This window comes from Mesorhizobium sp. MC2-1-1 (assembly GCF_057597255.1).
In genome coordinates, this window is sequence record NZ_CP195205.1 from 3,502,245 (window position 1) to 3,525,406 (window position 23,162).

The 23,162-nt window shown below is 63.3% G+C and carries 26 protein-coding genes; 22 read left to right on the forward strand and 4 right to left on the reverse strand.

The features are described 5' to 3' along the window. The first annotated feature begins 376 nt into the window (after positions 1 to 376). From ACR64R_RS17315 to ACR64R_RS17390, 16 genes are all read left to right on the forward strand, one after another. Positions 377 to 466, forward strand: coding sequence for a K(+)-transporting ATPase subunit F (locus ACR64R_RS17315; protein WP_112096557.1), 90 nt, complete (start codon positions 377 to 379; stop codon positions 464 to 466). A gap of 34 nt (positions 467 to 500) precedes the next feature. Continuing rightward, a complete protein-coding gene (kdpA, locus tag ACR64R_RS17320; RefSeq protein WP_487357553.1) occupies positions 501 to 2,204 on the forward strand; it encodes a potassium-transporting ATPase subunit KdpA in 1,704 nt (567 codons plus the stop codon). Then, positions 2,188 to 2,442 carry a hypothetical protein gene (locus ACR64R_RS17325; protein WP_487357554.1) on the forward strand — a complete coding sequence of 85 codons (255 nt, stop codon included), beginning with the start codon at positions 2,188 to 2,190 and terminating at the stop codon, positions 2,440 to 2,442. The genes kdpA and ACR64R_RS17325 overlap by 17 nt, the downstream gene beginning before the upstream one ends. Next, positions 2,439 to 4,532, forward strand: coding sequence for a potassium-transporting ATPase subunit KdpB (gene kdpB / locus ACR64R_RS17330; RefSeq protein WP_487357555.1), 2,094 nt, complete (start codon positions 2,439 to 2,441; stop codon positions 4,530 to 4,532). Before ACR64R_RS17325 ends, kdpB begins: the two co-directional genes overlap by 4 nt. A 12-nt stretch (positions 4,533 to 4,544) precedes the next feature. Next, the gene (gene kdpC / locus ACR64R_RS17335) at positions 4,545 to 5,111 is read left to right on the forward strand and encodes a potassium-transporting ATPase subunit KdpC (RefSeq protein WP_487357556.1); all 567 of its coding nucleotides are present in this window, start codon (positions 4,545 to 4,547) and stop codon (positions 5,109 to 5,111) included. Between the two features lie 52 nt (positions 5,112 to 5,163). Continuing rightward, positions 5,164 to 7,887, forward strand: a complete 2,724-nt coding sequence (locus tag ACR64R_RS17340) for a DUF4118 domain-containing protein (RefSeq protein WP_487357557.1) — start codon at positions 5,164 to 5,166, stop codon at positions 7,885 to 7,887. After that, positions 7,884 to 8,585 carry a response regulator transcription factor gene (locus tag ACR64R_RS17345; RefSeq protein WP_487357558.1) on the forward strand — a complete coding sequence of 234 codons (702 nt, stop codon included), beginning with the start codon at positions 7,884 to 7,886 and terminating at the stop codon, positions 8,583 to 8,585. Before ACR64R_RS17340 ends, ACR64R_RS17345 begins: the two co-directional genes overlap by 4 nt. A 154-nt stretch (positions 8,586 to 8,739) precedes the next feature. Continuing rightward, the gene (locus ACR64R_RS17350; RefSeq protein WP_487357559.1) at positions 8,740 to 9,258 is read left to right on the forward strand and encodes a hypothetical protein; all 519 of its coding nucleotides are present in this window, start codon (positions 8,740 to 8,742) and stop codon (positions 9,256 to 9,258) included. Positions 9,259 to 9,403: 145 nt separating this feature from the next. Next, positions 9,404 to 9,871, forward strand: a complete 468-nt coding sequence (locus tag ACR64R_RS17355; RefSeq protein ID WP_487362469.1) for an NUDIX hydrolase — start codon at positions 9,404 to 9,406, stop codon at positions 9,869 to 9,871. A 102-nt stretch (positions 9,872 to 9,973) separates the two neighbouring features. Continuing rightward, positions 9,974 to 10,297, forward strand: coding sequence for an ArsR/SmtB family transcription factor (locus ACR64R_RS17360; protein ID WP_487357560.1), 324 nt, complete (start codon positions 9,974 to 9,976; stop codon positions 10,295 to 10,297). Next, positions 10,294 to 10,704 carry an SRPBCC family protein gene (locus ACR64R_RS17365; RefSeq protein WP_487357561.1) on the forward strand — a complete coding sequence of 137 codons (411 nt, stop codon included), beginning with the start codon at positions 10,294 to 10,296 and terminating at the stop codon, positions 10,702 to 10,704. Before ACR64R_RS17360 ends, ACR64R_RS17365 begins: the two co-directional genes overlap by 4 nt. A gap of 82 nt (positions 10,705 to 10,786) precedes the next feature. Beyond that, on the forward strand, positions 10,787 to 11,179 hold the full coding sequence (locus ACR64R_RS17370) for a VOC family protein (RefSeq protein ID WP_487357562.1): 393 nt from the start codon (positions 10,787 to 10,789) through the stop codon (positions 11,177 to 11,179). A 39-nt stretch (positions 11,180 to 11,218) separates the two neighbouring features. Beyond that, positions 11,219 to 11,452, forward strand: a complete 234-nt coding sequence (locus tag ACR64R_RS17375; RefSeq protein WP_487357563.1) for a hypothetical protein — start codon at positions 11,219 to 11,221, stop codon at positions 11,450 to 11,452. Then, positions 11,452 to 11,901, forward strand: a complete 450-nt coding sequence (locus ACR64R_RS17380; RefSeq protein ID WP_487357564.1) for a DUF1801 domain-containing protein — start codon at positions 11,452 to 11,454, stop codon at positions 11,899 to 11,901. The genes ACR64R_RS17375 and ACR64R_RS17380 overlap by 1 nt, the downstream gene beginning before the upstream one ends. 78 nt (positions 11,902 to 11,979) lie before the next feature. Further along, positions 11,980 to 12,378 (forward strand): DUF1801 domain-containing protein, encoded by a 399-nt coding sequence (locus tag ACR64R_RS17385; RefSeq protein ID WP_487357565.1) that lies wholly within the window; start codon positions 11,980 to 11,982, stop codon positions 12,376 to 12,378. A gap of 440 nt (positions 12,379 to 12,818) precedes the next feature. Continuing rightward, positions 12,819 to 15,308 carry an EAL domain-containing protein gene (locus ACR64R_RS17390; RefSeq protein WP_487357566.1) on the forward strand — a complete coding sequence of 830 codons (2,490 nt, stop codon included), beginning with the start codon at positions 12,819 to 12,821 and terminating at the stop codon, positions 15,306 to 15,308. A 55-nt stretch (positions 15,309 to 15,363) separates the two neighbouring features. Here ACR64R_RS17390 and ACR64R_RS17395 read toward each other — a convergent pair whose 3' ends face one another. After that, the gene (locus ACR64R_RS17395; protein ID WP_487357567.1) at positions 15,364 to 15,921 is read right to left on the reverse strand and encodes a GNAT family N-acetyltransferase; all 558 of its coding nucleotides are present in this window, start codon (positions 15,919 to 15,921) and stop codon (positions 15,364 to 15,366) included. Positions 15,922 to 16,187: 266 nt separating this feature from the next. After that, positions 16,188 to 16,994, reverse strand: a complete 807-nt coding sequence (gene nth, locus ACR64R_RS17400; RefSeq protein ID WP_487357568.1) for an endonuclease III — start codon at positions 16,992 to 16,994, stop codon at positions 16,188 to 16,190. A 23-nt stretch (positions 16,995 to 17,017) separates the two neighbouring features. Here nth and ACR64R_RS17405 point away from each other — a divergent pair, with 23 nt between their 5' ends. Further along, positions 17,018 to 17,512 (forward strand): DUF2244 domain-containing protein, encoded by a 495-nt coding sequence (locus tag ACR64R_RS17405; protein WP_487357569.1) that lies wholly within the window; start codon positions 17,018 to 17,020, stop codon positions 17,510 to 17,512. Positions 17,513 to 17,522: 10 nt separating this feature from the next. Here ACR64R_RS17405 and ACR64R_RS17410 read toward each other — a convergent pair whose 3' ends face one another. Beyond that, on the reverse strand, positions 17,523 to 18,338 hold the full coding sequence (locus tag ACR64R_RS17410; protein ID WP_487357570.1) for a class I SAM-dependent methyltransferase: 816 nt from the start codon (positions 18,336 to 18,338) through the stop codon (positions 17,523 to 17,525). 115 nt (positions 18,339 to 18,453) lie between these two features. Here ACR64R_RS17410 and ACR64R_RS17415 point away from each other — a divergent pair, with 115 nt between their 5' ends. Further along, positions 18,454 to 19,359, forward strand: coding sequence for a methylated-DNA--[protein]-cysteine S-methyltransferase (locus ACR64R_RS17415; RefSeq protein WP_487357571.1), 906 nt, complete (start codon positions 18,454 to 18,456; stop codon positions 19,357 to 19,359). Here ACR64R_RS17415 and ACR64R_RS17420 read toward each other — a convergent pair. After that, complete coding sequence (locus tag ACR64R_RS17420) at positions 19,296 to 19,610, reverse strand: hypothetical protein (protein ID WP_487357572.1); 315 nt, start codon at positions 19,608 to 19,610, stop codon at positions 19,296 to 19,298. The genes ACR64R_RS17415 and ACR64R_RS17420 overlap by 64 nt on opposite strands. A gap of 236 nt (positions 19,611 to 19,846) precedes the next feature. Between ACR64R_RS17420 and ACR64R_RS17425 the strand changes: the two genes are divergently transcribed. The 4 genes from ACR64R_RS17425 to ACR64R_RS17440 all read left to right on the forward strand — a co-directional run bounded on the left by ACR64R_RS17425 (position 19,847) and on the right by ACR64R_RS17440 (position 23,086). After that, a complete protein-coding gene (locus tag ACR64R_RS17425) occupies positions 19,847 to 19,990 on the forward strand; it encodes a hypothetical protein (RefSeq protein ID WP_487357573.1) in 144 nt (47 codons plus the stop codon). Between the two features lie 23 nt (positions 19,991 to 20,013). Then, on the forward strand, positions 20,014 to 20,919 hold the full coding sequence (locus tag ACR64R_RS17430) for a ribokinase (protein ID WP_487357574.1): 906 nt from the start codon (positions 20,014 to 20,016) through the stop codon (positions 20,917 to 20,919). 5 nt (positions 20,920 to 20,924) lie between these two features. Beyond that, on the forward strand, positions 20,925 to 22,376 hold the full coding sequence (locus ACR64R_RS17435; protein ID WP_487357575.1) for an amidase: 1,452 nt from the start codon (positions 20,925 to 20,927) through the stop codon (positions 22,374 to 22,376). A 95-nt stretch (positions 22,377 to 22,471) separates the two neighbouring features. Beyond that, entirely contained in the window at positions 22,472 to 23,086 is a 615-nt protein-coding gene (locus ACR64R_RS17440; RefSeq protein WP_487357576.1) for a LysE family translocator, read from the forward strand. The last annotated feature ends 76 nt before the right edge of the window (positions 23,087 to 23,162 follow it).

The following is a 23,162-nucleotide window of genomic DNA, read 5'->3' on the forward strand; positions in this document are numbered from 1 at the left end:
CGTGCCTTAGCAGCGTCAGCAATGGTCAAAGCAGGATTCCCTTCGACAGTGCAGCATACGGCATAACGAACACACCACCTGCCGGCGCACTAAAACTCCTATAAAATTCCTATATCTTTCCCATCCCTCCCGTCTCGAACCTTTATGGCGATCGGGTCCATATTTCCATTCGAAGAAACGCTGTGAACGCGTCACCGCCAAGGTGACGGGCGTCAGCGTGCAGTTTTCCGCCCGCCGAAGCGGGTCGTGGACACAAGTGGAAAACAAGGAACACCTCCAATGGACATCATAGTTCTCGGGATCGGGATTTTACTCTTCGCCCTGTCCCTGGCGTACATCAAAGTCTGCGACAGAATCTAAACGAAAGGGAAGAGCCATGCTTCTAGACTATTTTCTCGGCGGCGCGGTGACATTGTTCCTGCTCGTCTACCTGACCTACGCCCTCATCCGCCCAGAACGTTTCTGATCGCAACTGGCGCCCGGCACGGAAAGCTACTCCCATGACAATCAATGGATGGATACAGATCCTTCTCTATTGCGTGATCGTACTTTTGCTCGTGAAGCCGCTCGGTGGCTACATGTACCGCGTCTTCAGCGGCGATCGCACCTTCCTCTCTCCGATCCTCGGCCCGGTCGAGCGGGCCCTCTACCGCGTATCGGGAACCAGAGAGAACGAGGAGCAGCACTGGACCGCCTACGCGGCCGGCATCATGTTCTTCAGCCTGGCCAGCTTCCTCGCGGTCTATTTCCTGCAGCGGCTGCAAGGCGTGCTGCCCTATAATCCGGCCGGGATGTCGGCTGTGGAGCAGGGTCTTGCCTTCAACACCGCCGTCTCCTTCACCACCAACACCAACTGGCAGAATTACGGCGGCGAGAGCACGATGTCCTATCTCGTGCAGATGGCCGCCCTGACCGTCCAGAACTTCATGTCCGCCGCGGTCGGCATCGCCATCGCTGTCGCGTTGATCCGCGGCTTCGCCCGCGCTTCCGGCAAGTCGATCGGCAATTTCTGGGTCGATATCACCCGCTGCACGCTCTACCTGCTACTGCCGATGTGCATCGTGCTGACGCTGGTCTATGTGTGGCTCGGCATGCCGCAGACGCTTGGGGCCTATGTCGACGTCACTACTCTTGAAGGCGCCAAGCAGACCATCGCGCTTGGGCCCGTCGCCTCGCAGATCGCCATCAAGATGCTCGGCACCAATGGCGGCGGCTTCTTCAACGCCAATGCCGCGCATCCCTTCGAGAATCCCGACGCGATCTCCAACCTGATCCAGATGGTGACCATCTTCGCGCTCGGTGCAGCGCTCACCAACGTCTTCGGCCGCATGGTCGGCAATCAGCGCCAGGGCTGGGCGATCCTCGCCTCGATGGGCGTGCTGTTCGTCGCCGGTGTCGCCATCTGCTACTGGGCCGAAGCCGCGGGCAATCCGCTGGTGCACGCGCTCGGCATCGACGGCGGCAACATGGAGGGCAAGGAAACCCGTTTCGGCATCGCCGCGTCGGCGCTGTTCGCGGTCATCACCACGGCCGCCTCCTGCGGCGCCGTCAACGCCATGCATGACTCCTTCACCGCCCTTGGCGGCCTGATCCCGATTATCAACATGCAGCTCGGCGAGGTTATCGTCGGCGGCGTCGGCGCCGGTTTCTACGGCATCCTGATGTTCATCGTCATCGCTGTCTTCGTTGCCGGCCTGATGGTCGGCCGCACGCCCGAATATCTCGGCAAGAAGATCGAGGCCAAGGAGGTCAAGATGGCGATGCTCGCCATCCTCGCCCTGCCGCTGGTCATGCTGACCTTCACGGCCATCGCGGTCGTGCTGCCGAGCGCGGTGGCTTCCATGGCCAATGGCGGACCGCACGGCTTCTCCGAGGTTCTCTATGCTTACACCTCGGCGGCCGCGAACAACGGCTCGGCCTTTGGCGGCCTGAGCGGCAACACGCCCTGGTACAACCTGACGCTTGGCATCACGATGTGGGTGGGTCGCTTCTTCGTCATCATCCCAGCGCTTGCCATCGCCGGCTCGCTGGCGGCGAAGAAGACGGTCCCGGCTTCCGCCGGCACCTTCCCGACCGACGGCCCACTGTTCGTCGGCCTGCTCGTCGGTGTCATCCTGATCGTCGTCGGCCTTACCTTCTTCCCGGCTCTCGCGATCGGCCCGATCGTCGAACATCTGGCGATGATCCATGGTCAGACCTTCTGAGACGACCATGCTCCGCTTCAACGACATACGCTGGCACGATCGTCACCAATCCGGTGGCGGAGCGCCCGACAACGGAAGGGACGAGGAGCCTCGTCCTTTCCCGACGCTTTCAACCTTTCTCGGCATGGCAGCCGTGCTGTTCTTGCTGTGGCTGCTGGCCTCCGGCCTTCCCCGTCAGTTCCCGAAGACCGAGCACCCGGCGCCGTCCAACATAACCGATACCGGAGCCCAAAAATGAGCCAGTCCAAATCCGCGAGCATTATGGATGCCCGTATCCTGCTGCCCGCCATTGGCGGCGCCTTCCGCAAGCTTGATCCGCGCACGCTGGTCAAGAACCCGGTGATGTTCGTCGTCGCCGTGGTGTCGCTGCTCACCACCGTGCTGTTCGTCCGCGACCTGATCACCGGCGGTGGCGATCTCGGCTTTACCCTGCAGATCATCATCTGGCTGTGGTTCACGGTGCTTTTCGCCAATTTCGCCGAAGCCGTGGCCGAAGGCCGCGGCAAGGCGCAGGCCGACTCGCTGCGCAAGGCGCGCACCGAGACCCAGGCCAAGCTGCTCGCCAACGGCGACCGCTCGAAGTTCAAGCTGGTCCCCGGCACCAGCCTGAAGGTCGGCGATGTCGTGCTGGTCGAGGCCGGCGACATCATCCCGTCGGATGGCGAGGTGATCGAGGGCGTGGCGTCCGTCAACGAAGCGGCGATCACCGGCGAATCCGCGCCGGTCATCCGCGAATCGGGTGGCGACCGCTCGGCCGTCACAGGCGGCACCCAGGTGCTGTCCGACTGGATCCGCGTGCGCATCAGCGCCGCCTCCGGCCACACCTTCCTCGATCGCATGATCTCGCTGGTCGAAGGCGCGGAACGCCAGAAGACCCCGAATGAGATCGCGCTCAACATCCTGCTGGTCGGCATGACGCTGATCTTCGTGCTGGCGACAGCGACCATTCCGAGCTTCGCCTCCTATTCGGGCGGCTATATTTCGGTGACGATCCTCGTCGCCCTGTTCGTCACGCTGATCCCGACCACGATCGGCGCGCTGTTGTCGGCTATCGGTATCGCCGGCATGGACCGCCTGGTGCGCTTCAACGTTCTCGCCATGTCCGGCCGCGCCGTCGAGGCCGCCGGCGACGTCGACACGCTGCTGCTGGACAAGACCGGCACCATCACGCTCGGCAACCGCCAGGCGACCGAGTTTCGCCCGGTCAAGGGCGTGACCGAGCAGGAACTGGCCGATGCGGCCCAACTCGCGTCGCTTGCCGACGAGACGCCGGAAGGCCGCTCGATTGTCGTGCTGGCCAAGGAGAAATACGGCATCCGAGCCCGCGACATGGCAACCTTGCACGCGACCTTCGTGCCCTTCACCGCGCAGACCCGCATGAGCGGCGTCGACATCGACGGTTCGTCGGTCCGCAAGGGCGCCGTCGATGCGGTGCTCAATCATGTCAACCAGGCGAACGTCGCAGCCCACGGCACGCGTCCGGCAAGCGACACCATCCGCGATCTCCAGGCAGTCGCCGACGAGATCGCCAAGGCCGGCGGCACGCCGCTGGCTGTCGAGCGCGATAGCCGCCTGCTCGGCGTCGTCCACCTCAAGGACATCGTCAAGGGCGGCATAGCTGAACGTTTCGCGGAACTGCGCAAGATGGGCATCCGCACGGTAATGATCACCGGCGACAATCCGCTCACCGCGGCGGCAATTGCCGCCGAAGCCGGCGTCGACGATTTCCTTGCCCAGGCGACGCCCGAGAACAAGCTGTCGCTGATCCGTGAGGAGCAGGCCAAGGGCAAGCTTGTCGCAATGTGCGGCGACGGCACCAACGACGCGCCCGCACTCGCCCAGGCCGATGTCGGCGTCGCCATGAACACCGGCACCGTGGCCGCGCGTGAAGCAGGCAACATGGTGGATCTGGACTCTGACCCCACCAAGCTGATCGAGATCGTCGAGATCGGCAAGGCGCTCCTCATGACGCGCGGCTCGCTGACGACCTTCTCGATCGCCAACGATGTGGCCAAGTACTTCGCCATCATCCCGGCGATGTTCGCTGTCTTCTATGTCGCGCCCGGCCAGTCCACCGGACCGCTGCAGGCGCTCAACATCATGCATCTGGCGACGCCGCAGAGCGCCATCCTGTCAGCCATCATCTTCAATGCGCTGATCATCATCGCGCTGATCCCGCTGTCGTTGAAAGGCGTGAAATATCGTGCCATCGGCGCCGGCGCGCTGCTCAGCCGCAACCTGCTGATCTATGGCCTCGGCGGCATCGTCGTGCCCTTTGTCGGCATCAAGGCGATCGACCTGATCGTCACGGCCCTCGGCCTCGCATAAGGATTTATCCCGATGTTCAAGCAACTCAGGCCCGCTCTTGTCATGATCGTCTTCTTCACCGTGCTGACCGGTCTCATCTATCCGATCGGCATGACTGGCATTGCCCAGGCGCTGTTTCCGAACCAGGCCAACGGCAGCCTGATCGACAAGGATGGAAAGGTGATCGGCTCCAGGCTGATCGGCCAGGCTTTCGTCAGCGACCGCTATTTTCGCGGGAGGCCGTCTGCCGCCGGAAACAACGGCTACGACGCAGCTTCCTCCGGCGGTTCGAACCTTGGGCCGACCAATGCCAAACTGATCGAGCGCATCAAGAACGACGCCGCTAAGCTGAAGGCGGAGAACTCGAACACGCCGGTGCCGATGGATCTTGTCACGACTTCCGGCAGCGGCCTCGACCCGGACATCAGCCCCGAGGCGGCCTATTTCCAGGTGCCACGGGTTGCCAAGGCTCGCGGCCTGGGCGAAGCCAGGGTGAAGGCGCTGGTCGACAGCCATGTCCAGGATCGCGAATTTGGCGTATTGGGCGAGCCGCTGGTCAACGTGCTGGCGCTGAACCTGGCGCTGGATGAACTGAAGTAGCCGACGCGCGGGGGATCGACACGATCTGCGGCGCAATTCATGATTGGACCCGATGCCGGACGACAGGACCGACCCGGAGCACCGACCCTCCCCCGACGCGCTCCTCCAGCATGCCGCGCGCGAGGGCCGCGGCCGCCTGCGCATATTTCTCGGCGCGGCGCCTGGCGTCGGCAAGACCTACGAGATGCTGATGGCGGGCCGCGCCCGTCGCGCCGACGGCATCGATGTCGTGATCGGCATCGTCGAGACGCACGGCCGCAAGGAAACCCAGGCCCTGGTCGATGGCTATGAGGTGATCCCTCGCCGTTTGGTCGACTATCGCGGCCAGACTTTGGACGAGATGGACATCGACGCCATCCTTAAGCGGCGCCCCGCCCTCGTCCTGGTCGATGAGCTCGCGCACACCAACGCGCCGGGCAGCCGGCACCCCAAGCGTTATCTGGATGTGCAGGAGATCCTGGCCCAGGGCATCGACGTCTACACCACGCTCAACATCCAGCATGTCGAAAGCCTGAACGACGTCGTGGCCCAGATCACGCGCGTCAGGGTGCGCGAGACGGTTCCCGATTCCATCATCGACGAGGCGGACGACATCGAGGTCATAGACCTGACGCCCGACGACCTGATCAAGCGGCTGCACGAAGGCAAGGTCTATTTCCCTCAAACCGCCCAGCGCGCGATCGAGAACTATTTTTCGCCGGGCAATCTGACCGCGCTGCGCGAGCTGGCCCTGCGCCGCACCGCCCAGCGCGTCGACGAGCAGTTGCTGAGCCACATGCAGTCGCACGCCATTCCCGGTCCATGGGCGGCCGGCGAGCGGGTCCTCGTCTGCGTCGACTCGCAGCCTGGCGGAGCGGCCCGCATACGCTATGCGCGCAGACTGGCCGACCGGCTGCGCGCGCCCTGGACGGCGCTGCATGTCGACACGCCACGACTCGCCGGCCTGTCGGAGGAGGACAAGGACCGCTTGGCCAGGAACCTGCGCCTCGCCGAACAGCTCGGCGCCGAGATCGCCACCATTCCCGGCCAGAACGTCGCCCAGGACATCGTGCGCCACGCGACGGCGAACAACTTCACCCATATCGTCATCGGCAGGCCGACCCGGTCGCGCTGGCGCGAGCTGATTGAGGGTTCGCTCACCCACGATTTGATCCGTAACGCCGGCGACATCAGCGTCCATGTCATTTCGGGCGCCGAGCGCGATGCCGACGCGCCGCCCGCGCGGGTGAAAGCCGCGCCCGAGCAGAAGCCGTTCCAGATCTGGCCCTATCTGTTCTCGACGGCCTATGTCGCAGGCGCACTGGCCGTCAGCTCCATACTCGACCAGTTCCTCGACGTCCGCAATCTCGCCAGTGTCCTGCTTCTTGCCGTCCTGACCGCGGCCGTGACGTTCGGGCTCTGGCCGGCGCTCTATGCCTGTTTCCTGAGCGCACTGGCCTTCAACTTCTTTTTCCTCGAGCCGCGCTACACGCTGACGATCCGGGATCCGGAAAGCATCGTTGCCTTCGCGGTATTCCTCGTCGTTGCCGTGATCGCCAGCAATCTTACGGCGCGCGTGCAGCGCCAGGCCGTCGCAGCGCGCTCGCGGGCTCGCGCCACCGAGGACATCTATTCCTTTTCCAAGAAGCTTGCCGGCGCCGGCACGCTCGACGATGTTCTGTGGGCCACGGCCTTCCAGATCGCGTCGATGCTGAAAGTCCGCGTCGTGCTGCTTTTGCCGGAAAACGGCACTATCGCCGTCAAGGCCGGCTATCCGCCGGACGACACCTTGGCCGAGGCCGATATCGCTGCCGCCCGCTGGGCCTGGGAGCATAACCGCGCCGCCGGCCGCGGCGCCGACACCTTGCCTGGCGCCAAGCGTCTCTATCTCCCCCTGCGAACAGGGCGGACCGCGATCGGGGTGGTCGGCCTCGATAATGACAAGCAGGGGCCGCTGCTCACGCCCGAGCAGCAGCGCCTGCTCGACGCATTGGCCGACCAGGCCGCCGTCGCCATCGAGCGCGTCCAGCTCGTCGCCGACGTTGACCGCGCCAGGCTGGCGGCCGAAGCGGACCGCCTGCGCTCGGCGCTGCTCACCTCGATCTCGCATGACCTCAAGACGCCGCTCGCCGCGATCATGGGGGCGGCCGGCACGCTCAAGGAATTCGCGCCGGCGCTCCCCGAGAAGGACCGCGCGGAACTCTTGTCGACGGTGGTCGGCGAGTCGGAACGGCTGAACCGCTTCATCGCAAATCTGCTCGACATGACCAGGATCGAATCGGGCGCGATGGAGCCTAACCACGCGCTGCATTATCTTGGCGAGGTCGTCGGCTCGTCGCTGAACCGGGCGAGGAAGATCACCGCCGAGCACAGGATCGAGACCGATATTCCTGCTGACCTGCCGATGTTGCGGCTCGATCCGGTGCTCTTCGAACAGGCGCTGTTCAACCTTCTCGACAATGCGGCCAAATATGCTTCGCCCGGCTCGATCATCCGGCTGCAGGCCTGGGTCGACAACGGCGCCGTCATCCTCCAGGTGATGGATGAGGGACCGGGCATCCCGCCCGACGACCTGGAGCGGGTATTCGACACCTTCTACCGCGTGCGCAAGCGCGACCAGGTGCGCGCCGGCACCGGTCTCGGCCTGTCGATCAGCCGCGGCTTCATCGAGGCGATGGGAGGAACGATCTCGGCCACCAACCGCACCGACCGGACCGGCGCGATCTTCACCATCCGCATGCCGGTGCCGGCTGAGTTGCCAGAGCTGGGCGCCCCCCTTACGGGTGATGCGGCATGACAAATCAGACCGTTTCCATCCTGGTCGTCGACGACGAACCGCCAATTCGCAAATTGCTGCGCGTAGGCCTCGCCAGCCAAGGCTATGCCGTCTCCGAGGCGCCGAACGCCAAGGTGGCGATCGAACTCTTGCAGACCGAACGGCCCGACCTCATCCTGCTCGACCTCGGCCTGCCCGGCATGACCGGCCTCGAACTGCTTGGCAAATGGCGCAGCGACGGCCTCGACATTCCGGTCGTCATCCTTTCCAGCCGCACCGACGAGGCCGGTATAGTCTCGGCGCTCGAGCTCGGTGCCGACGACTATGTGACAAAGCCCTTTGGCATGAATGAACTGGTCGCCCGCATCCGCGTGGCTCTGCGCCACAAATTCCAGCAGCAGGGCGAGAAGCCGGTCTTCCATACCGGTGATCTTTCCGTCGACCTGGTGAAGCGCATCGTCAAGGTGGAGGGCAAGGAAGTAAAGCTTTCGCCCAAGGAATACGACATTCTGCGCACGCTCGTTCAATATGCCGGCAAGGTGCTCACCCACCAGTTCCTGATGAAGCAGATCTGGAACGACTCCACAGACGTCCAGTATCTAAGGGTCTATGTCCGGCAGTTGCGGCAGAAGATCGAGAAGACACCGGACCAGCCGCGCTACATCATCACCGAAACCGGCGTCGGCTACCGCCTGCGCGAGGTCGACGCAAACGAATAACGCAACTCCAGAAAAAGTGTGTAGCGGTCTTCCGTCCGGAATTGCGTGAACGAAATGGCGACCGGTTCTCGCCGATCTCCCCCGAACAACTGCCCTCATCCACCGGTCATCCGGTGACAGATCCGCCGTCCGCGCGAGCGCGCTTCGAAAACCGTTGAGCGAGATGCTGAATGAGCGCGCGCGCATGGAATCCGCCGCCGTGGCGTCGATCTTCAGCGTGGTGCCGTTCTGCACGAGCGACGTGGTGTCGGCGAATCTCAGCGGCACCAGGCGGCACGGCTTGAGAGAGCCGCATCGCGTCCGGCAGCTGTCCATGGCGTTGGGGGGCCGGCCGCACTATATGAAGCGCATGGTTTTTCGTATGGGAGCGGCGCGGATGCTTCGTCACACTCAGGCTTTCCTTGCAGGCAGCGTGCTGGCGGCCACGATTTGCCAGGCCGCTCCGTCTTATGCTCAGGTCGTCATCCCGACGAACCGCAACGCATTGGTGCAGCAGGACCAGTTGCAGCAGTTGCAGAACCAATTGCAGCGGCAGCAATACCAGCAGCAGCAGCAATTATATCGCGAGCTCGACCGGCAGACCGCTCCCAAGCCGCAACCCGATGTGCCGGTATACGACCAGAGATGTCGAATGGAAGCGATCGGCAACACGATCTCCCGTGTTTGCCGCTGACATCCCGTTTCTTTCAGGTTATTAGCCGACTTACTTGCCGGCAAAATGGCGGGTTGCAAGCGAGGCGGTTCTGGGGTTTGCAGGGAGACAGGCTGCCTATACGCCGATAGCGATGGGCTGGATTCTGCTCTCACTGGAATTTGGGATGGCAACAACCAAGAAGAAGGCAGTTCGCAAAGCCAAGAAAGGCCAACGGATCCGTCAGGTGGCGGCCATTCCGTATCGGTTGCGAGAAGACGGTAGCCTTGAAGTGTTGCTGGTCACCTCGCGCACCACGCGGCGCTTCATCGTGCCCAAAGGCTGGCCGATGAAAGGCAAGAGCGGACGCAAGGCGGCAACGATCGAAGCTCAGGAAGAGGCAGGCGTTCTCGGCAAGACGCTGAAGCAGCCCGCCGGCACCTATTCCTATTGGAAGCGCATGGCCAATGGCTTCGTTCGCGTGGACGTCGTGGTGTACCTGCTCGAGGTCACCGAGGAACTTGCCGATTGGCGCGAGGCTGCGAATCGGCAACGCGCATGGCTGCCCGCGGAAGACGCCGCGTTGCTCATCGACGAGCCGGAGCTTTCGACGCTGCTTAGGGATTTGATCATTCCGGCAGCCGATCCGGCATAATCATACATCTGTTCGGTCGGGAAGGCCGTGCACTCGCCGCTTGACTCACACATATCCCGGCAGTTATACGTCAATTAATAGCCAACGGGTTATTGATCGAAAATGGCGACCACCCACGATATGATCTTCAGGACGCTTGCCGATCCGACAAGACGAGCCATCTTCGAGCGTCTCTGCCGCCAGGGCGAGCAGACGGTCGGAGCCCTCACCGCGCAGGCAGGCGTGTCGCAGCCGGCAGTGTCGAAGCATCTGGGCGTCCTCAAGGAAGCGGGATTGGTGCGCGACCGCCATGAAGGACGCCAGACCCACTACAGCGCGCAGCTCAAGGCGCTTGCGCCGCTCGTGGACTGGACGCGCGACATGGCGGGGTTCTGGGAAAGCCGGTTCGACGACCTGGAGGTTCTGCTCAAAAGGATGGATCAATGAATGAAGTGCCGGCTGGAACGCGCTCCGTCATTGTCGAGCGCGAGATACCTTTTGCGCCGGAAAGGATCTGGCGCGCCCTCACCCAGCCGCATCTCATTGCGGAATGGCTGATGAAGAACGACTTCAAGCCGGTCGTGGACCATCGCTTCGACATGAGCGCGGAGTGGGGTGGCGTCGCCTGCCGGGTGCGGACCGTAGAGCCGAACAGGACACTGTCCTACACCTGGGACACCAAGGACCTGGAGAGCGTCGTCACCTGGACGCTCATCCCGACGAATACGGGCACGCGTCTGCGCATGGAACAGGTGGGCTTCCGCACCGATCAGGAGCCGTACTATCGCGGCGCCACTGTCGGCTGGAAGAGATACCTGGCGACCTTGGAGGAAGTCCTTTCCCGGCTCGACTGAACATCGCGGCCAACATCAGGACTGCTCGGAGCCACACGCTGTTTGGGGAGCAAACCGCGGGCGTAAGCATGGAGAAACGACCATGAAGATCAAGCTGACAAGCATCTATGTCGACGATCAGGAAAAAGCTCTTGGTTTCTATACCCATGTTCTGGGATTCACCAGGAAGGCCGACTTCACCAATGGACCATTTCGCTGGCTGACGGTCGCCTCGCCCGACGATCTGGACGGCGCCGAACTGCAGTTGGTGCTCAACGACAACCCGGCGGCAAAGACATATCAGCAGGCGATCTTCAAGCAGGGTCAGCCGGCACTGATGCTGTTCAGCGACGACATCGAGAGCGACCATGAGCGTATCAAGGCCAATGGCGGTAGTTTCGCCATGGCGCCGACCGCGGTGACCGGCGCGACCATCGCGCAGATCAACGACACCTGCGGCAATCTCATCCAGCTTTCGCAGCTGGCGCGCTGGTAGGCGCCTTCCATCCGCTTGTCATTTGCTAGGGAGGTTAGATTGGACTGGAGCAAGTGGATTCGCCAGCTTCACCGCTGGCTGTCGATCATCTTCACCATCACAGTCATTGGCAATTTCGCCGCCATGGCCATGGGCCCGCCGCCCCCCTGGATCGTCTATTCGCCGTTGATCCCGCTTTTCCTGCTGCTGTTCAGCGGCCTCTACATGTTCGTGCTGCCCCACGCCGCCGGATGGCGGGGCAACCCGGCACGTGAGCGCACAGGGCCGATCTGATGACGGAGGCGAAACCAACAAAGGACGCCGCCAGCCGGACGAAAGAAAGAACCGTCCTGCTTTCGGGCGGCAACCCGCAGATCGCCAAGGGCTCTGGAGACGCCCCGGTGCAGGCCTATATAGCGGCGATGCCGGGCTGGAAGAGCGAGGTCGGGCGCCGGCTCGACCGGCTTATCGCGGAGGCCGTTCCCGGCGTGCGAAAGGCCGTCAAATGGAACTCTCCATTCTATGGAAGCGAAGATGATGGCTGGTTCCTCGGCATCCACTGTTTCGCCAGATACATCAAGGTGGCTTTCTTCCGCGGCATGTCGCTGGATCCGGTGCCGCCCATCGAATCCAAGAGCAAGGACACGCGCTATTTCCACATCCATGAGGACGACCTGCTCGACGAGAGACAGTTCGTTTCCTGGGTGAAGCAGGCGAGCCGATTGCCTGGCGAACGGATGTAAGGGCACGAAGAATCAGCCGCCGTCCCTTGAAAGGCCACGGGTGGCAATCTCTTATCCAGCCTTTGAGGAGAAGCGGACATGCAAGAAAACAGCGCGCAGGACGGCAAGACTCCGTCCGAGCTGATTGACGGACGGATCAAGGAACTGGGCGACTGGCGCGGCGAGACGCTTGCCCGGCTCCGCGCCCTCATCAGGGAGGCCGCGCCAGACGCTGTCGAGACGTGGAAATGGCGCGGCGTGCCGGTCTGGGAGGATAGGGGCATCATCTGCACCGGCGAGACCTACAAGGCCGTGGTCAAGTTGACCTTTGCAAAAGGCGCGGCTCTGCCCGATCCGTCGAATCTCTTCAACTCCAGCCTCGAAGGCAATACCCGGCGCGCTATTGATTTTAAGCAGGGCGACAAGGTTGACGAAGGCGCGCTGAAGGCGCTCGTCCGCGAGGCGGTAGCCCTCAACAGATCCAGGACCAAAGGCTGAGAGACGCCTACTGAAGCAATGCCGGAAAAGACAAGGCGGTTTTCCGGTCGAAATTGCCGGGAAAAGGAAGTATACAAACGCAAGGTGCGCTCAAACCGATTCAGGCGACGTTAGTATTTTATTCTAATTTCATTCATGTAATGGACCTTTTATTTTAATAATTCCAAAGGATATTCATAAATTAACTGGGAATTGAAGCGGTTGATTTGTAAAGAAATCGGAGCATTTGGGCAAATATCTATACTTGAGCCTCTGGCTGTCGCGACCCAATAGATCGTAAAACAACCATTGAACAAATTTATGGCCTGTTAAGCTCGGCGCATTATCTCGTTATTGTCGCCGATGATTCGACGACATCCGTGGAAGAACATCGTCTCAACTGGCGGATGAGCCAGCCGGACAGACACCGAGGGGGCCGCACAGAGCTCCGTGGGAGTGGGATGAAGCTCTTATCGACCGATGACGGTCCGCGCCTGATAGGACTGGTCTGGCCCTTCGTCGCCGTGGTTCTGATCCTGGCACTGGTAGCAACCCTCAGCCTCTACACATTGTCAGCCGTCCGCGCCTATGTCGGCGGTGAAAGCCAATGGTCGAAAGGACAGAAGCAGGCCATCTATTTCCTGAGCCTTTATGCCGATACTGGCAAGCAAGAGTATTTCAACGAATATCGTCAAGCCATCGCCGCGCCGCTCGCGGATCGTGCCGCGCGGCTCGCGCTCGAACAGACTGAGCCAGACATGAATGCAGCCCGCCTTGGCTTTCTTGGCGGAAACAACCACCCCGACGATGTCGAAGGCATGATCTGGCTGTTCCGGAATTTCCGAGGCGTCAGCTATCTCGATACCGCGATCCGCCACTGGGCGGCAGCCGACGAGATGATCCTTGCGATCGATCGGCTTGGCAACGACATGCATCGAAGGCTGGAGATGGGGCCGGCATCCGCGGCTGAGATCGGTATGTGGAAAGCGAAAATCCACCAACTCGACCGCCAGATCGGACCGCTTGCCAAGGCCTTTTCCGACAGCCTCGGAGAGGGATCGCGCTTCATCAAGATGGCGCTGACGACGGCCAATATCGCCACCGCCGCTCTGCTGATCGTGCTCGTTGTCTGGCGCACGCGCAAGCTGATGAGACAGCGCCAGGCGTTTCAGAGCGCCCTCAACGCCGAGCGCGAGCGTGCTCAGATCACGCTGGCCTCGATCGGCCAGGCCGTCATCAGCACAGATGCCGAGGGGCGGCTCGACTATATGAATGCGGTGGGGGAAAGGCTGCTTGCCCGCCCACTGGCCACCGCCAAGGGAAAACCGGTTGATGTCTTGTTCCGCCTGATCGACAAGGACAGCGGCGTCGAGGAGACGGATCTGATCCGTCGTCTGCTGGCGGGCGAGCCCCGCCGCTCCAACGTGCGCCCGCAGCTCCTCGAGCGTTCCGACGGGTCGGTCGTGCCAGTGGCGCTGAATGGCTCTCCGCTGATCGTTTCCGGCAAGGTCCTGGGCTGCGTTCTGGCCCTGCATGATATGACGCGCGAGCAGGATTATATAGAGCGCCTGTCGTGGCAGGCATCGCATGATGCTCTGACCGGGCTGGTCAACCGCCGCGCCTTCGAGAACCGGCTGGCAGGTACGATCTCCGAACCGCCGGAAAAGCCGCGCCGGCACGCGCTGATGTATCTCGACCTCGACCAGTTCAAGCTGGTCAATGACACGTGCGGCCATGCCGCCGGCGACCAGTTGCTGCGCCAGATCTCGGTGCTGCTCGCCAACGAACTGCCGGCCGGCGATATTCTGGCCAGGCTCGGCGGCGACGAGTTCGGCGTGCTGCTCTTCGATTGCGATCCCGATTGCGCCGCCGCCACGGCGGAACGGCTGCGCGCCACGGTGCAGGATCTGCATTTCTCCTGGGAAGGTCGTCCCTTCAACGTCAGCGTCAGCATCGGCATGGTCGAAGTCGCCAATGTCGGCATGACGTTGGAGGAGGTGCTGCGCGCGGCCGACGTCGCCTGCTATATGGCGAAGGAAAAGGGCCGCAACCGTGTCCAACTCCACAGCGAGGGCGACACCGCGTTGCGCGAGCGCTTCGGCGAGATGGCCTGGGTGCAGCGCCTGCATGCCGCGCTGGATCAGAACCGCTTCAGACTGCATGCGCAGGAGATTGCGCCACTGCGGGACGACGATATCCTGGAGCGCGGCGCGCATATCGAAATTCTGGTCCGGCTGGCTGACGAGGACGGCAGCTTCGTCACCCCGCAAAGCTTCATTCCCGCGGCCGAGCGCTACGGATTGATGCCGGCGATCGACCGCTGGGTGGTGCGCAACACCTTCGCCACGCTGGCGGCCAGGCACGCTGATCCGCATGCAACGCCGGTATCCACCTGCGCGATCAATCTCTCCGGCGCCACCTTCGGTGACGAGACCTTCCTCGCCTTCATGCGCGAGCAGTTCGCCGCGCATGGCATTGAGCCCGAGACAATCTGCCTGGAGATCACCGAGACCAGCGCCATCGCCAATCTGACCGATGCCATGCGCTTCATCGCCGACCTGCGCGGACTCGGCTGCCGCTTCGCGCTCGACGATTTCGGCTCCGGCATGTCGTCCTTCGCCTATCTGAAGCATTTGCCGGTCGACTATCTCAAAATCGACGGCGGCTTCGTCAAGGACATGCTCGACGACCGCATCGACCGCGCGATGGTCGAGATGATCCATCACATCGGCAGGGTGACGGGAAAACGCACCATAGCGGAATTCGTGGAAAGCGACGGTATCATCGACGCCCTGAAAGCAATCGGCGTCGATTATGCGCAGGGTTACGCGATCGCGCGGCCCCAGACATTCGACGCGGCAACGGTCCTGCGCGGCAGGCAGGCAGCACAGACTACGATGACGGATGCCTGGGACACGTTGGCCAAGACGTTGCGCCGCAAGGCCGGTTAGGCTTCGAGCGGTTCGCCGTCGCCAAGAACGTCGAACCGGTCTGTTTTCCCGGGATTTACAAAGCGCAGCCCAAGCCGGCCTGCCTCTCCAGAAGGATGGTCGGCTTGTCGTGATAGGTGGTGCGCAGAATTTCGCGATAGCCGTTCCTTTCGGCCACCTTCAACGAGGCGCCGTTTTCCGGATCGATGATGCAGACGGTCCTGGACCGTCCGAACACATCGTCGCCCCAGGCGACGATCCGCCGGACGACTTCGCTCGCAAGCCCCTGGCCGTGCGCATCCGAGGCCAGCGCCCAGCCGGCCTCCGGTACGCCTTCGAGCGACGGCTCGATCTCCCGCTTCAGGTCATGGAACCCGGCCTCGCCGATGAAGCGGCCCGTACCCTTCTCCTCGATCGCCCAGAAGCCGTAGCCGATCAGCGACCACAGTCCGGCAAAGCGCAAGAAGCGCATCCAGCTTTCCTCCCGGGTGCGCGGCTTGCCGCCGATGAAACGGGTGACGGCAGGCTCCGCCCACATGGCGGCATAGGTCTCGAAATCACCCAGACGATGCGGCCGCAAAATGGTCCGGGCCGTATCGAGGACCGGCACGCCGGCTTCCGTCCTGATGCCCATGGTATTCTCTCCATTGAGGTGGCAGCCCGTAGCAAACCGGCGCGCCCAAACAAGGGCCAGAACCGGCCGGGGTCATCTTCCAGCGCACCGATTTCGCCCTGTGGAAATTCTGACCGACGATGCTACCCGGACATATGATCCAGCCACGTCGCGGCCGCGAAATTGGCTTCCGTGAAGAACTATGTCCGGGCCGAAGGCTTCATCTTCATGCTTATTCCGGTCTTCGCCGCGCAATGGCGCGCGGCTACGGTTATTGGAGCACGCCCCTATGCCTCAGCCGGAAACGTTTCGTCCAGTGGGGCGATCGGCACCAGCGGGGCCGGAATATCGGTGGTCTTCTCCTTCGACTTGCAGATATCGGCGATCACGCAGGCCGGGCAGTCAGGCTTGCGCGCTTTGCAGACATAGCGGCCATGCAGGATCAGCCAGTGATGCGCGTGGCGCATGAACTCAGCCGGAATGACCCTGAGCAACCCCTGCTCGACCTGTTCGGGCGTCTTGCCGGGCGCCAGCCCGATGCGGTTGCCGATGCGGAAGATATGCGTGTCGACCGCCATGGTGTGTTGGCCGAAGGCGACGTTGAGCACGACATTGGCGGTCTTGCGCCCGACGCCCGGCAGCTTCACCAGTTCGTCGCGATCCTGCGGCACCTGACCCGCATAATCGTCGATCAGCGCCTTCGACAGTGCAGTCACGTTCTTGGCCTTGTTGCGCCACAGACCGATGGTGCGGATATAGTCGCCGACCCTGGCCTCGCCCAATGCCACCATCTTGGCTGGCGTGTCGGCCGCCGTGAACAGCCCCTTCGTCGCCTTGTTGACGCCTGCGTCGGTCGCCTGCGCCGACAGCACCACCGCGACCAGCAGCGTGAAGGCGTTGACATAGTCGAGCTCGCCTTTCGGCTCGGGCCGTTGCACGCAAAAGCGCCGGAATATCTCATGCACCTCGGCGGGACTGTAAAGCGATCGCGAGCCGGCCTTTCGCCGCCGTGCGCCGGGCGCGCGGCCGCCGTTCGCGACGGAGGGCTGAGGCTTTTTGACAGCTATGGATTTTTTGGACTTGGGAGGCGCCATGTCCCTTCCTATAATATCCCCTCATGAGCGACACAAACGCCTCGTTCCAGGCCGACGAGCCATTTTTCCAGGCCTTGCTGACGCCGCACCGCTCGCTCGGCCGCACCGGCTTCCTGGTCCTGATGGGAGCGCTTCTGTTCGGTTGGTTTGTCACCGGCGCCTTCTTCCTGGCGCACGGCGCGTGGCCGGTGTTCGGCTTCTTTGGCCTCGACGTGATCGCCGTCTACATCGCTTTCCGCGCCAACTACCGCGCCGCGCGCGCCCGCGAGGAAATCTCAGTCTCGCGCACCAGTCTCGAGATCCGCAAGACAGCACCGTCCGGCCGTTCGGAGGCACATCATTTCAACCCGTTCTGGACACGGTTCTCGATCGCCCGCCACAGCGAGATCGGCATCACCGGGATGGCGGTGGAAGCGCAAGGCAAGACCGTGGCGATCGGCGGCTTCCTCAATCCCGACGACCGCGAAAGTTTCGCCACCGCTTTCTCGCGCGCGCTGGCGACCGCCAAGACACGCTGACGCCCAAGTATCAGAACCGATACCGTAGCAGCCTGCCGACCTTGCGCATGGCCGGAATGAGCTTCCAGAAAACAACGAATAGACGCGCCGACCAGCCCAGGCGCGCCCCTTGCTCCGGCTTGTAGGAAGGGATCTCGTCGATGAAGCGAAGCTTAGGCACCGCCCGCTCCAATTCACGCGGATCCTCGATAGCCCAATGGACTTCGGCGCCGGTCGCCTTGATGGCGGGATTGAGGCGCATCAGCTTCAGGCCGAACCGGCTATAGGCGTCGAACATCAGCTCGCCGCCGGCAAGATGCGACACAAGCCGCGCGAGCAGCCGCGGTCCCTCCTCGGCGGGAAGATACGGCGTCAGCCCCTCGGCCACCACGATTGCCGGGCGATTGCGGGGCACCGGGGCCAGCCAGTCCGGTTCGGTCACCGATGAAGCGATCAGATGGTAACTGTCCCCGGAAGGATAGAGCCTGCGCCTGAGCTCGATGACATCGGGGTAATCGACATCGAACCAGTCGATGCCTGGCAGTGGGTCGACGCGAAAGACCCTTGTGTCTAGTCCGCATCCCAGATGCAGCACGATCGCGTCGGGATACCTTGCAATGAAATCCGCCACGCTGACGTCCAGCGTCTTCGCCCTGATTGCAAATCCGAGCCCTAGATTGCCATCGACCTTGAGCCTCGAGAAATCATAGTCGATCTTGCGCACCGCCTCGTCGGCGAAGCGGTCCTGAAGCAGCGAATTGGGCAGCCGGCTCTCCAGCGCCTTGCCGTAGAGCGTCATCAGCAAGGTTTCCCTTGCCCCGGTCAGATCAATCTTTTGGCCGGCCATGATCGTCCTCTTCGCCCCGAAGCCCACTCTATCTGGGTGCAGCGCGCTGGAAGGCAAGTTTCGGGTGGTGGCAAAGCCCTGGAAGACCGATATTCGCGGCCAAGGAGACATTGCCATGAACGCTCAGATGACCATGAATACGCAAATGAAGCCGACCGCGATCCTTCAGAACGACATCACGCCCGAAGGCAGCGACTATGACGTCGTGCGCCGCGCCATCGAGAAGATCAGTCTCGACTATCGCGACCAGCCCTCGCTCGAGGTCCTGGCCGAAGAGGTCGGCGAGACGCCGACCGGCCTGCAGAAACTCTTCACCCGCTGGGCCGGCCTTTCGCCCAAGGCCTTCCTGCAGGCGGTGACGCTCGACCACGCGCGAAGGCTGCTCGATTCCGGCATGCCGCTCCTTGAGACGTCATTCGAGCTCGGCATGTCTGGCCCCGGCCGGCTGCACGACCTCTTCGTAACCCATGAGGCGATGTCGCCCGGCGACTACAAGACGCGTGGCGCGGGTCTCACCATCCGCTATGGCTACCACATCTCGCCGTTCGGCATCGCGCTGATCATGGCCACTGACCGGGGGCTGGCGGGCCTCGCCTTCTGTGATGCCGGCGGCGAGCGGGCCGCATTCGCCGACATGTCTGGCCGCTGGCCGAACGCGACCTACGTCGAGGACATGTCGGCTACCCAGGCTTACGCCGCGCGGGTCTTCGACCCGACAAAATGGCGCGCCGACCAGCCGCTGCGCGTGGTAATGATCGGCACCGATTTCCAGCTTCGTGTCTGGGAAGCCCTGTTGCGTATTCCGATGGGCAGGGCCTGCACCTATTCCTCGATCGCGGCAAGCATTGGCGCGCCGAACGCCAGCCGTGCCGTGGGTGCGGCGGTGGGCGCCAATCCGATGTCGTTCGTGGTGCCCTGCCATCGGGCGCTGGGCAAGTCCGGCGCGCTCACCGGCTATCACTGGGGCCTGACGCGCAAACGTGCCATCCTCGGCTGGGAAGCCGGGCAAGTGGTGTCGTGAAGATCGATTTCTTCGTTCTCTGTTGTTGAAAGTCGCGAGAGGAAATAGCCGCGTGCTGCTCGCGGCCGTCCTGCTCGCTGCCTCTGCGTGCCGGGGCGGGCGGCGATCATCGGCACCTGCCCGATCATGATCGGCAACACCAGCGTGATGAAGGCAAACCCGTCGATCAACATATTCGGCTCCAAGCAGGCGGGCAGGTCGAGCGCCACCGCCACCATCACGGCAAGCTCGCTGCTCTGCACCGTGCTCAACCTGATCGACTCCTATTCGGTGTCCGCGCCGGCGCCGGCCGGTTCTCATCCGCGCCGAGCGGCGGCGACACCAACGTCTCTTTCGCCTCCGTCTTACGCTCGACGGCTCGGGATTGGATTTCCCGGCAGTTCGCCAGGTCGACCTGACCGCCACAAAGTTGCCAGGCATCTTCCCGGCGGGCAGTTACAAGGTCCAGCTCACCTTCCGCTGCGAATGATGCTGTGGGCCAGGCCGCATGGACAGCGACATGATCTGGCAACCGGTCGACTTTGCGGCTAGCTTCGCCCAGCCTGCAATTCTCGAACGGCCGTATCACGCGTTTTTGCCGGGAGTTGCACAAAAGCAAGGTCTTGAAGCGGGGTCCGCCTTCCGCGGATGACCAGCTTCAGCGGGAGGCACTTCTTGATTATCGTTGTCGGTTCGATCAACCTCGACCTCATCGCCAATGTCGACCGCCTGCCCGGACCCGGCGAGACGGTGCGCGGCTCCGGCTTCGCCACCGCGCCCGGCGGCAAGGGCGCCAACCAGGCCCTGGCCGCGGCACGCGCCGGCGCGCCGGTGCGCATGGTAGGCGCGGTCGGCAAGGACGGTTTTGCCGCCGAAGCGCTCGCCCTTCTCAAGGCCGGCAATGTCGACCTCTCCGGGGTCGGCCAGAGCTTTGCCTCCACAGGCACGGCCTTGATCCTGGTCGGCGCCGATGGGGAGAATGTCATCGCCGTCGTGCCGGGAGCCAATGATTCGGTCGTGCCAGGTGACATCGCCAAAGCCTACCTCAAGAAGGGGGATGTCGTGCTCTTGCAGCACGAGATTCCGCTGCAGACGGTCGAGGTCGCGCTCGACGCGGCGCGCGCCGCTGGCGCCGTCAGCGTGCTCAACACCGCTCCCTTCCGTGCCGAAGCCGCAGGCTTCCTCGGCAAGGCTGATTACGCGGTCGCCAACGAAACCGAATTCGACCTCTACGGCGAGGCCCTGGCGCTTTCCGGGCGCGACCGCCCCGCCCGCATGCGCGACTATGCCTCCAAGACCGGCCGCGCCATCGTCGTCACGTTGGGTGGCGACGGCGTGTTGGCCGCAACACCCGACGATTTCCTTACCGTTCCGGCGCTGGAGATCACCCCCGTCGACACGGTCGGCGCAGGCGACACCTTCTGCGGCTATCTCGGCGCCGGCCTGTCGTCCGGTCTGTCGCTTCAGGAAGCGCTGAAACGTGCCGCTGTGGCCGGCTCGCTCGCCTGCCTGAAGCCCGGCGCGCAGCCGGCCATTCCGCTGGCAAAGGATGTAGACGCCGCGTTGGCGGGGACGCGGTAAAAGCGATGCGTCCTGTCACCAAGCATGACGTGCCGCCGGCTCGCGATATATGCCGCTTCTCCGCCGTCGAGCTTGCCGGGAAGATCAGGCAGCGCCATTTGTCAGTGCGCGAGGTAGCCGGCGCCTTCCTCGACCGCATCGAGTCGGTTAACCCGCTGGTCAACGCCATCGTTTCGCTGCGCGAGCGCGCCGATATCCTGGCCGAGGCCGACAGGGGGGATGCTCATCTGGCTCGCGGCGGCGAGGCCGGATCGCTCTTCGGCATGCCGATCGCCATCAAGGATCTTGCCCTGACGAAGGGGCTCAGAACCACGTTCGGCTCACCGATCTTCGCCGATTTCGTTCCCGACGAGGATGAATTTTTTGTCGAGCGTATCCGCAAGGCCGGCGCCATCATCATCGGCAAGACGAACACTCCCGAATTCGGGCTCGGCTCCCACACTTATAATCCGGTCTTCGGGCCGACGCTCAATGCCTTCGACCCGGCGCTGACCGCGGGCGGCTCCAGTGGCGGAGCGGCGGTGGCGCTGGCGCTCGACATGCTGCCGATCGCCGACGGCAGCGACTTCGGCGGCTCGCTGCGCAATCCGGCCGCCTACAACAACGTCTATGGTTTTCGCCCGTCGCAGGGGCTTGTCCCCGCCGGGCCCAGCATCGATGTCTTTCATGCGCAGATGGGCGTGGAAGGGCCGATGGCGCGCAACGTGCGCGACATCGCGCTGCTGCTCGACGAACAGGCCGGCTACCATCCGGGCGCGCCGCTGTCCTATGCCAAGGGAGATTCGTTTCTCGATGGCCTGGGGGCGAAGGCGTCCGGCGGCCGCATCGCCTGGCTGGGCGATCTCGGCGGCCATTTGCCGACGGAACCGTGCGTCCTCGATCTCTGCGAGGCTGCGCTTGCCCGCTTCGCCGATGCGTCGTTCCACAGCGAAGCGCTGGTGCCGGATTTCGACTTCGAGGCGTTGTGGCAGGCTTTTGTCACATTGCGCCAGGCAAGCAGCGGCTGCGGGCTGAAGGCGCACTATGACGACCCGGAAAAGCGCAGGCTTCTGAAGCCCGAGGCAGTCTGGGAAGTGGAGCAGGCGATGCGCCTGACCGCGCCGCAAGTCCATGCCGCAACCGTCCGACGCAGCTCATGGCACCGCGCGCTGCTTTCGCTCTTCGAGCGCTTCGACCTGATAGCCCTGCCTACGGCTCAGGTCTTTCCCTTCGACGTCTCGATCACCTGGCCGCGTGAGGTCGCGGGACGGGCCATGGACAGCTATCACCGCTGGATGCAGGTCTCGGCCTTCGCCACGCTCGGCGGCTGTCCGGCGCTCAACGTGCCGGCCGGCTTCGACCACAAGGGCCGGCCGATGGGCATGCAGTTGATCGGCCGCCCGCGCGGCGACCTGGACGTGCTCAGGGCCGGAGCCGCCTATGAGGCGACGCTGCCATGGGCGGCGGGGGCGGGTTGACGCGTCAGCCCCGCCCGGCCGGCTTGCGCCGGCGCCAATCCCGTGCATTGATCGCGCTCCGCCCACGTCGGCGCCATCTGGTTCGAGGCAAGACCATGTCGCTGGAACTTTACGCCACCTATGTCGTCGCTTGCATCGTCATCATCCTGGTGCCGGGCCCTACTGTGACACTGATCATCGCCAACAGCATCCGCCACGGATCGCGCGCGGGCTTGGCCAACGTCGCCGGCACGCAGGCCGGCCTTGCGATCATGATCGCCATCGTCGGTATCGGCCTCAACACGCTGATCGCCGGCATGGGCCACTGGTTCGAATGGGTGCGGCTGATCGGCGCCGCCTACCTGATCTGGATGGGCGTGCAGATGTTCCGCGCCAAGGGCGCGCTGAATCCCGACGGATCGGCCCGCAAGCCGCGCGGCGGTTTCTTCCTGCAGGGTTTCATGGTGGCGATAAGCAATCCGAAGACCTTGGTTTTCTTCGGCGCTTTCTTTCCGCAGTTCATCGCGCCGCAGGGCAATTACACGCTGCAGATCGTGGTGATGGGTCTGACCGCGATGATCTTCGCCGCCATGTCGGACTCGACCTACGCGCTCGCCGCCGGCCGCGCCGGGCGCCTGCTGTCGGCCAGCCGCGTCCGGCTGATGTCGCGCATCAGCGGCAGCTTCATGGTGGGCGGCGGACTGTGGCTGGCGTTCTCGAAGGCGAAATAAAAGCCAGCAGAAGCCAAGACTCAACTACCTTGCCGCAACAGAAGGCCGATTGAAAGTCCGCCTTGCAACCTTTGCA

Bases quoted from the DNA above. Each gene is read 5' to 3' on its own strand.
- ACR64R_RS17380 (WP_487357564.1), top strand. From the start codon at position 11,452: ATGACGGAGGCGAAACCAACAAAGGACGCCGCCAGCCGGACGAAAGAA.
- ACR64R_RS17370 (WP_487357562.1), top strand. From the start codon at position 10,787: ATGAAGATCAAGCTGACAAGCATCTATGTCGACGATCAGGAAAAAGCT.
- kdpC (WP_487357556.1), top strand. From the start codon at position 4,545: ATGTTCAAGCAACTCAGGCCCGCTCTTGTCATGATCGTCTTCTTCACC.
- kdpB (WP_487357555.1), top strand. From the start codon at position 2,439: ATGAGCCAGTCCAAATCCGCGAGCATTATGGATGCCCGTATCCTGCTG.
- ACR64R_RS17415 (WP_487357571.1), top strand. From the start codon at position 18,454: ATGAACGCTCAGATGACCATGAATACGCAAATGAAGCCGACCGCGATC.
- ACR64R_RS17440 (WP_487357576.1), top strand. From the start codon at position 22,472: ATGTCGCTGGAACTTTACGCCACCTATGTCGTCGCTTGCATCGTCATC.
- ACR64R_RS17325 (WP_487357554.1), top strand. From the start codon at position 2,188: ATGGTCAGACCTTCTGAGACGACCATGCTCCGCTTCAACGACATACGC.
- ACR64R_RS17340 (WP_487357557.1), top strand. From the start codon at position 5,164: ATGCCGGACGACAGGACCGACCCGGAGCACCGACCCTCCCCCGACGCG.
- ACR64R_RS17410 (WP_487357570.1), bottom strand. From the start codon at position 18,338: ATGGCCGGCCAAAAGATTGATCTGACCGGGGCAAGGGAAACCTTGCTG.
- ACR64R_RS17355 (WP_487362469.1), top strand. From the start codon at position 9,404: ATGGCAACAACCAAGAAGAAGGCAGTTCGCAAAGCCAAGAAAGGCCAA.
- ACR64R_RS17365 (WP_487357561.1), top strand. From the start codon at position 10,294: ATGAATGAAGTGCCGGCTGGAACGCGCTCCGTCATTGTCGAGCGCGAG.
- ACR64R_RS17390 (WP_487357566.1), top strand. From the start codon at position 12,819: ATGAAGCTCTTATCGACCGATGACGGTCCGCGCCTGATAGGACTGGTC.
- ACR64R_RS17435 (WP_487357575.1), top strand. From the start codon at position 20,925: ATGCGTCCTGTCACCAAGCATGACGTGCCGCCGGCTCGCGATATATGC.
- ACR64R_RS17385 (WP_487357565.1), top strand. From the start codon at position 11,980: ATGCAAGAAAACAGCGCGCAGGACGGCAAGACTCCGTCCGAGCTGATT.
- ACR64R_RS17405 (WP_487357569.1), top strand. From the start codon at position 17,018: ATGAGCGACACAAACGCCTCGTTCCAGGCCGACGAGCCATTTTTCCAG.
- ACR64R_RS17345 (WP_487357558.1), top strand. From the start codon at position 7,884: ATGACAAATCAGACCGTTTCCATCCTGGTCGTCGACGACGAACCGCCA.
- ACR64R_RS17315 (WP_112096557.1), top strand. From the start codon at position 377: ATGCTTCTAGACTATTTTCTCGGCGGCGCGGTGACATTGTTCCTGCTC.
- ACR64R_RS17395 (WP_487357567.1), bottom strand. From the start codon at position 15,921: ATGGGCATCAGGACGGAAGCCGGCGTGCCGGTCCTCGATACGGCCCGG.
- kdpA (WP_487357553.1), top strand. From the start codon at position 501: ATGACAATCAATGGATGGATACAGATCCTTCTCTATTGCGTGATCGTA.
- ACR64R_RS17360 (WP_487357560.1), top strand. From the start codon at position 9,974: ATGGCGACCACCCACGATATGATCTTCAGGACGCTTGCCGATCCGACA.
- ACR64R_RS17425 (WP_487357573.1), top strand. From the start codon at position 19,847: ATGGACAGCGACATGATCTGGCAACCGGTCGACTTTGCGGCTAGCTTC.
- nth (WP_487357568.1), bottom strand. From the start codon at position 16,994: ATGGCGCCTCCCAAGTCCAAAAAATCCATAGCTGTCAAAAAGCCTCAG.